Here is a 12,196-nt window from a genome sequence, read left to right on the forward strand (position 1 = left end):
CTGGCGGAGGAAGGTAGACATCATGGCGGAAGCAGTGCTTGAGCCCAAGGACATGTCTTGGATCGACAAAGGCGTGCTGAGTATAGAATGGAACGATGGACATCGCGCGGTATATCCCGTTCGATATCTGCGTCAACAATGCCCCTGTGCGGCCTGTGTGGATGAGTGGACGGGAGAACGAAGGCTGCAGGCGGACGATGTGCCGCTGCTGATCATGCTGCAGGACATTGAATCGGTGGGACGGTATGCTCTGCAGTTCAAGTGGAGCGATGGGCACGATACCGGGATTTATTCATATCAGTTGCTGAGAAGGCTCTGTCAGTGCGACCTGTGTCAGCCTGTCAAGCCAACCGAACCCCGAAGCCGGAGGTTATTGTGAGACACTCCGCAACCTGGTCGGGGGTGCCGGTGATCTGCCTGCTCGGCATTCTCGCAGGATGCGGCGGTACGCTGTCCCTGGTTGAGCAGGAGCAGCATATTAGGAATAACGAGTTGCCGCTTCATCAGCTCACACCGCGAGCGTTTGTCGGAGTGTGGGGGATGCCAACCTATCAACGAGTCGAGTTTATGCAGTTTTTTGTCATGAAAGACGGAGCGTTCGTTCCACGGTCTCGTGTGGCCCTCGGAGAAGCTCCTAAAGGGTGGGACGCAAGTGTTGAGGCCGGTGAAGCCTTGTTCCTAGCCTATCCCGATCGTGGCTGGCTCTTGGTATTCTTTGATGAACGCTTGGTCTACAAGGAGGCACTTACGGCAGCACAGTTGCATGCGGTAGGACGAAATTGGAAGGTGGAAGATCGGTATCGTTCCCGGCTTGAGAACCCCTCTGCACCCTAGCCAGGATTTTGCAGGCTTTTCGTGAAAGAATCTCGCCCGCTGAATCTCTTAATAGCTGCGTCCGAAGCTGTGCCGTATGCTAAAACCGGAGGGCTTGCCGATGTTGTGGGGGCATTGCCGGCCGAACTGGCCAAACTCGGTCATAACGTCATCCTTATGTTACCTCGGTATCGCAGCTTAGATGATTCAGGGCGAACTTTCCATGTGCTCGAACCTGTCCTGTTTCACACTCCTCTAGGTACAAGCGAATTGTCGATTGAGGAGGACATCATCTCACTGTCCGGCCAGCTATCGGTGCGGGTTTGGGCGTTACGGCACGAGTTCTTTTTTAACCGCTCAGGCCTCTATCAAGAACAGGGGAGGGATTTTGAAGATAACCTTGAACGATTCGCCTGGTTTTCTCGAGCGGTGATCGAAGTGATGATTTACCTCCATCGTCAGAAAGGTTGGAAAACAGACGTATTGCATCTTCATGATTGGCAGACCGCCCTATCCGCCGTGTATCTCAAGACAGTTGACAGTATCAGGCCGGATGTTCAAGGGACCAAAACGGTACTCACGCTACACAACGTCGGATATCAAGGAATTTTCCCGGCTGCGAAATTCTGGCAGACGGGTCTTCCACAGGCGCTGTTCACCCCTGAGGGCCTTGAATTTTACGGATCAGTGAATTTGCTTAAGGGTGGAATACTCTTCGCCGATCGGTTGACGACGGTCAGTCCCACGTATGCTGAGGAAATCCTCACTTCGGAGTTTGGTTTCGGATTGGAAGGCGTGCTGCAGGCAAGGCGAGCAAAGCTGCAGGGGATCATCAACGGAATTGATGTTGACGTTTGGAATCCTGAGACTGATCCACATCTTCCGGTCCGGTATTCGGCGGACAGTCGAACCGGTAAGCTGCAGTGCAAACAGGCGCTCCAGGAGGAATTGGGGTTGTCCCGAAAGGCAGTGCCGCTGCTTGCAGTCATTGCTCGTTTAACCTCGCAAAAGGGGCTCGATCTGGTTGAGGCAGCCATTCCTCGGATTATGGACCTTGACTTGCAGTTGGTGGTCTTGGGAACTGGAGATCCCGCCCATGAATCGAGTCTTGCGAAGATGCGAGATCGATTTCCAGATCGCATGGCATTGCGCATAGGATTTGATGAAGGGCTAGCTCATCGAATCGAAGGTGGGGCCGACATATTTCTCATGCCTTCGCGCTACGAGCCCTGTGGCTTGAGTCAGCTGTATAGCTTGCGGTACGGAACGGTGCCCATTGTGACCAAAACGGGAGGGCTAGTCGATACCGTAGCGCCACTGGGCAGCGATGCCACGAACTCAGATAGAGCAACGGGTTTTCACATCGTGGTACCGACAGCTGATGCTGTGGTCGATGCCGTGCATAGGGCAGTCAGGGTGTATAGACGCCCAGCGTTGTGGAGCGATATGGTCCGCAGAGGTATGAAAACTGACGTATCGTGGGCAGGGAGCGCTCAATCGTATGAGGAACTTTTTGTGAATTTGGTCGACGAAGTCGGTCCAGGAACAAGGTGAAAACAAGAACCTAGTGGAGATACAGGGAGACCGCAATGGCTGGATTATCGAGATTCAAAAGCCCGGCCTTCGCTTGCAAGGAGTAATAGGCGTAATCAGCTTGAGGTCTATACTCTAGGACGCTCTCAAAAAGCGATCGAGCGACTTCGATTTGGCCGATTTGAGCAGCCGCTTGCCCCGCGCGTAGCGAACAGGATGCAGCCATTGCTTTTACATCGACAGCAAGGCGAGCGGAAGGTGCGGAGACAAGCCGCTCAAGGTTGACGGGTAGCGGTATCACAAATCCGTCTTGAGGATTTGAGCGTTTTGCAGCAGTTCTTAATGTTAGAGCATCACGGTTGAGTTGATCGATGCTACCCCCACTGTTGCAGCGGGAATAGGTTTGCCAGAGGGCTGAGAAGCTACTGTTGTCACCTTCTCTCGCCAGGTTAGAGCTCTGACAGCCTAGCATTGTCAGAAGAGATAGCCCCACGAGAATTGGCAATGTGCTCTTCATGCACAACGAAGGACTGCAATCGGTGCACCAAGGATAGAATCTCGTAACCAATTGTAAAACAAATAAAAATTAAATTTTCACAGTTGAAACTAATGTGGCGTGAATAGCGCACCGTTGCATTTTTAATACAACATCGAACAATGTAAGTCAAAAGATAATCTAGGAATTGAAGATTTGGACAAGAATACCGGTTCGTGTGGTGGCATTGGTCTTTCTCATAATGTGCTTAATGTGTTCCTTAACGGTCTGTTCGGTGATTTGGAGAGCATTTGCAATCTCTTTATTCGTCCAGCCTTTTGCAAGATGCTCAATGACCGCCTGTTCACGATTTGTTAACTGAAACTTCTCCTTCGCTTGGTCAGTATTCAGCTGTTGTCGACGTGTCAATTCTTCTAATGTAACGACCAGTCTTGCGAACTGGACTCCGCCCCGATCTGGCAATCCGAATCCTCGAAGAAGTACCGGTTGCTCAGGGTTGCCAGTAACACGCTTAATCTCAAATTGTTCCCAGTCTTTTGCCTCGGTGCGAACGTGGAGCGCTTTGACGATCTCTCCACAAAGCTCTGTCAACACAGACGGAAGTACACCCTGGGCTGGTCGTGAGCTATTTCCTCCATGCTCGGCAAGATTGATTTGTCTTGCCAGCTCCGACGCCTGACGATTCATATGCAGTAGCTGCATGGATGCGGACAGCACCACAATGCCTGGGCCTGCACGCTGGTCGGCAAGTGTTTCCGAGTTACCTGCTGATGGTGATTCGCTCATGTTCCGAGGAAGCTTTCTAGAACAGGTATACAGGTATAATGTCAATGCTAGACAATCGCATGATTTCTGTTAATCTACGTAAACAATCCTAATTCCAATACAGTGATAATACGGAAACTTTACCTAACCCTTTTGGGGGAGTCAACACCCACTTTAGCGAACACTGGCATACGTGTTCGGTATTGTCCATTTCTCGATTCGTTTCTATACTCGCGTCATTGTGAGGTGACTTCCCGTTTTTCTGCCTCTCTAATGTGCAAGTTCACATGGAAGATGGACAGGAACATTGCCGCTGATGCGACAGGTAACATCACAGCAAATCGAGAAAATATTGATGGAACAATGACTTAGATACGTGTTGAAAGGGGGAGCAGTGGCACAGAACGAGTGGGAATGGGCAATCACCAAAGATTTTCAGAAGCATAGCGAACGAGTTGCGTTATTGAGGTCAATTCCGTATGAAATTACGGCTCCAGTTGAAGATCCAGCTGGAGGAACCCGCCAAGGGAAGGCACTATCGCTCAATATAAGTAGCGGCGGAATGCTTGTATTAATGGATCAGGCTCCAGCCATTGAGCAAGTATTGAAAGTATATGTCCCGACACCGACGGCCGCTGCAGAAACTCCCACACTAGCTGAAGTGCGTTGGACTAGAAAATTGCCGTTTAGCCGCCCCAACGGGTTTGGCCCTTATTTTGTTGGACTGAAGTTTATGTTTTGACCGGAAATCACTAGTTGTTGCGGGAGTAGAGATCTGGAGTAGAAAAATGGAGAAGTGGTACGCCATTATGGCGAAACCGAAGCAGGAGTATCCAACCGCTTCAGCCCTGCATCAAGTAGGGATTGCTACTTACTATCCAGAGATCCGGGAAATTTTTTACGTTCGAGGTAAACGACATATTCGACCAGCAGGATTGTTTCCAGGCTATTTTTTTGCGAGATTTGATTATGAGAGACAATATCGGATGGTATCCTATTGTCGAGGAGTTCGAAGAATAGTGATGTTTGGGCACCTCCCAGCAGAAATCGAACCAACTTTACTAGAGGAAATCAAGATTAGGTTGGAACGACAGGACACGATCCATTTGCCTAGTTTCAAACCTGGCGAAGTCGTTAGGATCAATCATGGTCCTTTGGCCGGAATAAAGGCTGTATTTGACTCTTCTTTACCGAGGAAGGAACGAGTCATTGTGTTCCTGCGGACTCTTTTCTATCAAAGCCGAGCAATTGTGCAGCTTTCAGATATCGAAAAATTTCCTGAAGCTGTATAAGTATTATAGTGCACGAGATAGGTCTGCTCTTGGGTTGGTTGAGGGGGTAGAGGTGTATCCTCAATGGCGGTAGCCTGTCTTGGTCATGACAACAATATTGCTATGAGGTCATCGATATGCGGAAGCTAGACGCATTTGGACTGTACGGGGTGCTACTAATAAAGCTGATTTGTGCATCCGTGGTTTTAGCGCAGGACGTTGAACTGAAGAAAAATGTCGTATCTCCTTCAAAGGCGACAACAGCTGGCGCTGCCGAAAAATCACTCCTAATAGTCACGTCGGATTATATTATAGGTCCCGAGGATATTTTGGAGATCACCGTCTGGAAAAATGCAGATCTCTCCAAGCAAGTCCAGGTGAGGCCTGATGGAAGAATCTCACTCCCTCTTCTGGGCGATATCTCTGCGGTTGCAAAAACACCCACTCAATTGACCGAGGAGATCTCGACAGGGCTCAGGGCCTATATGGAAAACCCCACGATTTCTATCATGATCAAGGACGTGCAGAGTTACAACATTTATGTGTTGGGAGAAGTCAACAAACCTGGAAAGTATCCTCTGAAGAGTAAGACCACTTTGCTTCAAGGCATTACTGTCGCTGGAGGATTCACACCCATGGCGGCTCGTAACAAGATCGTCGTGTTCCGGTTCACTAAGGATGGCGAAGGACAGACCAAGCTCAAGGCTAGCTATGACGACATCGTCGTACGAGATGGATCGAGTCAGAACATCGAATTGAAGCCAGGTGATCAGATCGTTGTCCCGTCTGAGACGATGGTGGTGCTCCCCAGTCGCTAGAAGTTGAACCGACGGCGACCGGCAAACGAGTTAAATTGTAGAAATTCTGGTCTCATGGAGCCAACATGGGCGTAGCGAAGAAGTTTCTCACTAGTGAACGCGAGGGGAGAGGGCGTCTTATTGCGTGGCTTCTCGTAGTGTTGCTGCAGTATTCTTTAGCGGGCTGTCAGTCTCACGACATGCAGTACCGCGGTTCCTCCGTGCCTCCCACCGAATTCCTCATTGGGCCTGAAGATGTATTAGTCGTTACCGTTTGGAGAAATCAGGATCTCTCCAAAGAGGTTATTGTCAGGCCAGATGGAAAGATTTCTCTCCCATTAGTCGGTGATATTACGGCGGCTGGTCTTACCGCGCAGGACCTATCGAAGCAGGTCGCGGACAAGCTAGCAGAATACATGTCGACCCCCACGGTGTCAGTGCAGGTTAAAGAGATCAATAGCTACCATGTGTTCGTCGTCGGTGAAGTCGCGAAGCCGGGAAAGTACGTGTTGAAGTCCTTTGCGAGCGTGATCCAGGGAATCTCTTACGCCGGAGGGTTCACTACCTTCGCGTCCAGAAATAATGTACATGTTCTTAGAATGGTCAAGAACGGGCAGGGGGAAACGAAGCAGGTCATGATTCCAGTGCCTTACCAAGATATTCTCCAAGGAAGAAACCTGGAGGCAAATATTGTCCTGAAGGCTGGTGACGTCATTGTTGTACCCTGATTCCGGCCTAGGTGGACAATGGGGTGTCGTCGCCTTCATTATAGTGCTTGCTACCCTCGGTTGGTTCATGAGCATGGACGTGTTTGCGCAGACGCGTGTCATCCCGCTTGTGTCGGTCACAGAGACGTATGATTCAAACGTTTTTTATACACCTAAGTCACTATTGCCGCCTGGTACCCAACCTGAGGATTTCATCACACAAATTACTCCTCAGATCAACGTGGCGCATTTAGGCTCGCGCGTGCGAGGTAGTTTCTCGGTCGGGGGCCTGGTTTCGATGTATGCTCACAACAGCGATCTTAACTACACGGGGCTCAATGCCACAGGGCGGCTTGATCTCAAGAACTATGCGGAGAGAATCTCCCCACGCATTATCTCCTTAGGTCTAACCGGTACGTATCAATATACCCCAGCGTTGGCAGCCTTTGGACCTCAGGCGACTGGCTTAGGAGGCGGAGCTGGAGCAACGGTCATAACCGCTCCATTGAATACCGGCCAGGTGACTAACTTTACGAACACGCACAGCGTGAATCTTGGAATAACCACAGGCTATCAGTTGACACGTACCACGACTGTAACCGGAGGCTATAACTACTCCAAGGTTATGTTTGGAGGTCAGTCTGGAGGGCAGGACAATCAGCTTTTTGATACGGATGGCCATCAGGCGACGATGACCATTGCAAATCAATTGTCGCTCAGGGACACAGTGGGAACCACTGCGATGATGTCTCATTTCGGGCAAGAAGGATCCAACGATGGAGGTGCGTCGAGTTCTTTCACAACTTTCAACGGGACGCTCAACTGGGCACGAAAGTGGACCTCGAGGCTGACCACAACATTGATGGGGGGAGGAGTCATGACCTTGCCGATAGATTCAACGTCGCCCGGTCAGAGGGTCAAGACTCAGATAGCGCCATCCATCACCGCCAATCTGAATTACGTAACATTTTCGGAAGGTCTCCGAGCCGCGGGCACGGTTGCCCCTGGACCATTCGAGGGCTTGCCTGCCTTACAAGGAACCTTGATGCCTGGTGGGATCATGCCACCCGGTCAGTTTCGGACCACGCTGAATTACAACTACAATGTGTACCCAAGTTATGTGATCGGGTCAGGTCCGACGAAAACGCAGGTCGTCAGCGCAAACGTCACCGGGGGCATTACCTCGAAACTCTCGGGTCAACTGGGCCTCAATTATGCCCATGGTTCAAGCAGTAATCCCCAAACGACGTACGACTCAGTCAATGCGAACGTCGGAGCCAGCTATCTTATTGGACCAGTGCTCGCCAATCTGACTTACAGGTGGATGTATTTCTCAAACATTAATGAGCAACCGGGTGGAATCGAAGACCAATACGCATTTTCGAAGAAAATGGTGCTATTGACGCTCTCCTACGCATTCACAAATCAATCGTTCTTCCGGACGGGTGGACTAGGGTCGTTTGGAACGACTGCTCCCGCTGAAGGTGCGACTCCTTCAGATCTGGGACCTGGGGAAAGCCCATCCGGCGGCGAGTCCCCGCTCGACCCTGGAAAGTAATAGAACAAGGAGCACCGTTAAGACGTGTACACAGGCCTTAATACCCCTGAAGACTATCTTAAGGTCGTCGTAAAGCACAAGTGGATGATTCTCCTGGCGATCTTGGTGTGCACCGGTCTCGCCTGGGGGCTGTATGAATGGCTGCCGAAAAGCTACCGGTCGAGCGTGCTGGTGCAATTTGAAGGACAAAAGGTCCGTTACGTCCAAGGAGTCGATGATCCCACCGACAAACCGGAGTTGGTGATGGCGAATCGAATAGCGGGCATGAGCGAATGGCTCTATAAACGGGAACTCTTAACGCAAGTCGCTCAGGAATTCCATTTGTACGGATACGAAAAGGAGGGATCGACTCCTGACATCGATGACTTTGTGGCGACGAGAATGCGCGTACAGGTCAAGTTCGATGGGAAGGAGGCACCCTTCGTCAGGGTCTCGTTCGCCGATTCCAGTCCCGAGATGGCCAGAGACGTCATAGCCCGCTTGGCGGATCTTTTTGTGAAGGAGCACACGGAAAGCCGCGCCGTGATCGCTCAAAGTTCCTCCGAATTTCTGCAGCACGAGTTGGATCTCCTGAAAAAGCAACTGGAAGTCAAAGAACAGGCACTCGCCGAGTTCAAACAATCGCACCTCGGACAGTTGCCAGATCAACTCAATTCTAACGTGCACGCGATCGATCGGCTGGAGACCGAGTTGGCCTCACAACAGGAAGTGGAAAAGTCGATCAACCTCCGTCTTGAATCCGTCGATAAGGCGATCAGAGAGTATGAAGACCCGACGAGTGACGCGGGCCAGAAACGCGCGGAAAAAGATCCTCGATTGGCAAAGATCAAATCCCTTGAACGCAATCTGGCGACATTGCAATCTGTCTACAAAGAGTCCTATCCCGACGTAGCCGTGGTGCGCAATGAGATCAAGAAACTTCAGGCGATGACCACAGAGGACTACATTGCGCTCTATGTAGAGCAGGAGCCCGTCGAAGTTGATGAAGGAGGGAAACGGAAACGCAAGGCTCTCGACCCGTACAAGGCGGAGTTGACAAAGCAGCGGGAAGAAGTGATGAGGGAACTGGAGATGATCGGCCTGCGGCAATCGCGCATCAAAGCGGAGATCAAGAAGTATGAGGCCAGGATAGAAGGCACCACCATGCACCAGCAGGAGTTGATGTCGATCCAACGTGATTATGACAATCTTCAAAAAAATTATCAGTCGCTGTTGGAGAAAAAGCTCACGATAGGGATGGCGGGCGATCTCGAGGAGAAGCGTCAAGGAACGAAACTAAGGATCATTCAGCAGGCCGGTTTGCCCAACCTGCCCGAGAAGCCGAACCTCTACATGATCATGTTTGGAGGCTTGGCGGCTGGCTGCGCGCTGGGTTTTGGCTCCGCATTCGGCATGGAACTGTTGCGGAGAGGATTCGTGTCGGCTGAAGAAATTGAAATTACCCTGGGACTTCCGGTGCTCGCCGCGATTTTTCAATTCGAGTCCGCCTGGCCAGGATCCGCCAGGGCGGTGGAGCAGGCTTCGAGCAAGCCAAGATTGTTGTCACTGCCCGGCCTAGGCAGGGACGACTCCGTTGTGAACGGTCTCAGCCAGGTCACCGTCTGCCCAGAGCTGGTTGCGATGTGGTATCCCAGGTCGGCTGTGGCGGAACAGTATCGTGTCGCCGCCACCCGACTCGGCCTGATGGTGGACAAGATGAAGAGCTCTGTCGTGTGTGTCTCCAGCGCGTTGATGGGCGAAGGGAAAACCTCCACCGCATTGAATCTGGCCCATGTGCTCTCAAGAGATCTGAATAGAAAGACGGTGCTCCTTGATTGTGATCTGAAAAGGCCGATGGTACACGCTTATGCAGGATTGGAACTGGCAGCCGGAGTAGCTGAAGTATTACTTGGACACAAGACATTGGAGGAGTGCCTAGAATACCATGAGCAGTTAGGAATCTGGATCCTACCAGCCGGAATTGAGCAGTCTGGAACTGCCGCACTTACCCATGCTGATCGGCTCACGGAGCTCATTGCCAGTCTGAGAGAGCGGTTCGATTATGTCGTTGTTGACTCTCCCCCGCTGCTTCCTGTTGCTGAAGCCATGCTCATAGTCCGGTCCGCAGATGTAGTAGCTCATGTCGTCAGGGCTCGAGCCACCTCTCGTGATGTAGTGAGTAATGCTATCAAGATGATTGGGCAGGAGCGGGCCGTTGCCATTGTCTTGAACGGAGTCGAAGCGCAGGATACGACATACTCTTACTATAACTATAGCAGCAGGGTGTATGAGCCTAATCGTAAGCAGCTCAGATAGGTCGGCGTCGCAAAGAGCCCAGGTGCTCATCGATGATCGAGCCCCGAAGGCCATTTTTCGCGTCCCGGGAGCGAAGCGCCGAATTCTAATTCTTGGGACAGGACAATTGGCCAAAGGCTTGTCGCAGATCCTACTTTCGCGACGAAAGATGTTCACCGATGTCGTGGGAATGCTTGCCAAAGACAACGGGCAGATGGTCGATAGCCAGAGCGAGGTGGTCGGGACGATGGAACAGCTGATCGACGTAGTCGAACGCCATCGTGTCGACACTATCGCTGTGTGCCTCGAAGATCGGAGGGCAGTTCTGCCCTTGAAGGAACTACTGGATTTGAAGGGGATGGGGATCGATGTGTTCGACGGGCATCATCTCTATGAAGAGGAATCAGGCCGGATTCCGATCGACGAGCTGAAGCCGAGCGCCATCATCTTCTCCACCGGGTTTCGAGCCGGGTTCGTTGTTAAGACCGTCAAGCGACTCATCGACATTTGCGTTTCATTCGTCGGGCTCACTGTGCTTTTCCCTGTTGTGGTGTTGATCGGGGCTGTGATCCGACTGGATTCTCCCGGCCCGGTCTTTTATCGGCAAGTGAGAGTAGGATTGCGCGCGCAGCCGTATATGATTTGGAAGTTCCGCTCGATGTTTCTCGACGCCGAGAAGGGCGGCGCCAGGTGGACGACCGAAAAGGATCCTCGCGTGTCACGGGTTGGCCGGTATTTAAGGAAATGGAGACTTGACGAGATTCCGCAGCTCATCAATGTGCTGAAAGGTGAGATGAGCCTTGTCGGTCCTCGGCCCGAGCGCCCCGTTTTTGTCCAGGAACTCAGGGCAGTGATTCCGTACTATGATATTCGGCATGCCGTCAGGCCCGGAATCACCGGTTGGGCCCAGACCCAGTTCAGATACGGTGCCTCAGTAGAGGACTCGCACGTGAAATTGCAATATGACCTCTACTATGTCAAGCATCTGTCGATGCGATTGGATACGCGCATTCTGCTTGAGACGGTGCGAGTTATTCTCCTGGGCGAAGGCGCTCGATGAATGTTTCAGAGGGAAATCTCGTGCATTGTCTCTCGTTCGATGTGGAAGAGCACTTCCAGGTTTCAGCTTTTGAATCTCCGGCCAGACGGAGCCAATGGGAACAGTGCGAAAGTCGCGTTCACAAAAATACGGATAAGATCCTTGAACTGCTTGCGAGTCAGCAGGTTCGCGCGACCTTTTTCGTGTTGGGGTGGGTGGCGGAGCGTTATCCGGTAATTGTCAGAAGCATTTCCGCCGCAGGGCATGAAGTGGCATCCCATGGTTATGGACACGAATTGATTACGTCCCAGACTCCTGCGACCTTTCGGAATGACATCCGCAAGGCCAAGATCATTCTGGAGGATATCTTGGGCCGACGCATTTATGGATATCGCGCCCCGAGCTTTTCAATTACGAGGAGTACGGTATGGGCGTTACCCATTCTGGTAGAGGAGGGACATGTCTACGATTCAAGCGTGTTCCCAATCGTGCACGATAGATATGGGATGCCCGAGGCACAACCTGCCTGTCACGAGCTGGAGACGGCTGTCGGACGTTTGTGGGAGGTTCCTCCGTCGACGATCAGTGTGCTCGGATTGAGAGTTCCAGTCGCAGGAGGGGGATATTTCCGCCTGTTTCCATATGGGATCTTGAGGAATTGCTTGAGACGGATCGAGCAAATGGGACAGCCGCTGGTCATGTATCTGCATCCGTGGGAATTTGATGTCACCCAGCCGAGAATGAAGGGACCGCTGTTGTCACGATTCCGCCATTACGTCAATCTTGACAAGACGGAGGGGCGGCTGATTCGACTTCTCAGGGATTTCCGCTTTGCCCCAATATGCGAGACGATCACACCTGTCGCCCAAATATGCCGCCAACATATCGCGTCATTGCCGGCCCATCGTTCGTGCGAGGTTCCGCAAGGGACGTAAATGTTGGA

At 51.7% G+C, this 12,196-nt stretch carries 12 protein-coding genes; 11 read left to right on the plus strand and 1 reads right to left on the minus strand.

Annotated elements, in window-relative coordinates; all coding sequences use genetic code 11:
• The first annotated feature begins 22 nt into the window (after positions 1 to 22).
• The 3 genes from P0111_06205 to glgA are packed head-to-tail and all read left to right on the plus strand — an operon-like array spanning position 23 to position 2,367.
• Entirely contained in the window at positions 23 to 379 is a 357-nt protein-coding gene (locus P0111_06205; GenBank protein MDF0643604.1) for a DUF971 domain-containing protein, read from the plus strand.
• A complete protein-coding gene (locus P0111_06210; GenBank protein ID MDF0643605.1) occupies positions 376 to 834 on the plus strand; it encodes a hypothetical protein in 459 nt (152 codons plus the stop codon). Before P0111_06205 ends, P0111_06210 begins: the two co-directional genes overlap by 4 nt.
• 21 nt (positions 835 to 855) lie before the next feature.
• On the plus strand, positions 856 to 2,367 hold the full coding sequence (gene glgA, locus P0111_06215; GenBank protein ID MDF0643606.1) for a glycogen synthase GlgA: 1,512 nt from the start codon (positions 856 to 858) through the stop codon (positions 2,365 to 2,367).
• Positions 2,368 to 3,022: 655 nt separating this feature from the next.
• Here glgA and P0111_06220 read toward each other — a convergent pair.
• A complete protein-coding gene (locus P0111_06220) occupies positions 3,023 to 3,628 on the minus strand; it encodes a LuxR C-terminal-related transcriptional regulator (GenBank protein ID MDF0643607.1) in 606 nt (201 codons plus the stop codon).
• 373 nt (positions 3,629 to 4,001) lie between these two features.
• Between P0111_06220 and P0111_06225 the strand changes: the two genes are divergently transcribed.
• From P0111_06225 to P0111_06260, 8 genes are all read left to right on the plus strand, one after another.
• Positions 4,002 to 4,349 (plus strand): PilZ domain-containing protein, encoded by a 348-nt coding sequence (locus P0111_06225; GenBank protein ID MDF0643608.1) that lies wholly within the window; start codon positions 4,002 to 4,004, stop codon positions 4,347 to 4,349.
• A 46-nt stretch (positions 4,350 to 4,395) separates the two neighbouring features.
• Positions 4,396 to 4,899, plus strand: a complete 504-nt coding sequence (locus P0111_06230; GenBank protein ID MDF0643609.1) for a transcription termination/antitermination NusG family protein — start codon at positions 4,396 to 4,398, stop codon at positions 4,897 to 4,899.
• 116 nt (positions 4,900 to 5,015) lie between these two features.
• Positions 5,016 to 5,696, plus strand: coding sequence for a polysaccharide biosynthesis/export family protein (locus P0111_06235; GenBank protein ID MDF0643610.1), 681 nt, complete (start codon positions 5,016 to 5,018; stop codon positions 5,694 to 5,696).
• A gap of 65 nt (positions 5,697 to 5,761) precedes the next feature.
• Positions 5,762 to 6,403 (plus strand): polysaccharide biosynthesis/export family protein, encoded by a 642-nt coding sequence (locus P0111_06240; protein MDF0643611.1) that lies wholly within the window; start codon positions 5,762 to 5,764, stop codon positions 6,401 to 6,403.
• A gap of 67 nt (positions 6,404 to 6,470) precedes the next feature.
• On the plus strand, positions 6,471 to 7,940 hold the full coding sequence (locus P0111_06245) for a hypothetical protein (protein ID MDF0643612.1): 1,470 nt from the start codon (positions 6,471 to 6,473) through the stop codon (positions 7,938 to 7,940).
• A 456-nt stretch (positions 7,941 to 8,396) separates the two neighbouring features.
• Complete coding sequence (locus P0111_06250; GenBank protein MDF0643613.1) at positions 8,397 to 10,235, plus strand: AAA family ATPase; 1,839 nt, start codon at positions 8,397 to 8,399, stop codon at positions 10,233 to 10,235.
• 22 nt (positions 10,236 to 10,257) lie between these two features.
• Positions 10,258 to 11,274: a TIGR03013 family PEP-CTERM/XrtA system glycosyltransferase gene (locus P0111_06255; GenBank protein MDF0643614.1), complete on the plus strand. Its 1,017-nt coding sequence runs from the start codon at positions 10,258 to 10,260 to the stop codon at positions 11,272 to 11,274.
• Complete coding sequence (locus P0111_06260; GenBank protein MDF0643615.1) at positions 11,271 to 12,188, plus strand: DUF3473 domain-containing protein; 918 nt, start codon at positions 11,271 to 11,273, stop codon at positions 12,186 to 12,188. The genes P0111_06255 and P0111_06260 overlap by 4 nt, the downstream gene beginning before the upstream one ends.
• Positions 12,189 to 12,196 lie beyond the last annotated feature (8 nt).

This window comes from Nitrospira sp., assembly GCA_029194535.1.
Classification (GTDB): domain Bacteria; phylum Nitrospirota; class Nitrospiria; order Nitrospirales; family Nitrospiraceae; genus Nitrospira_C.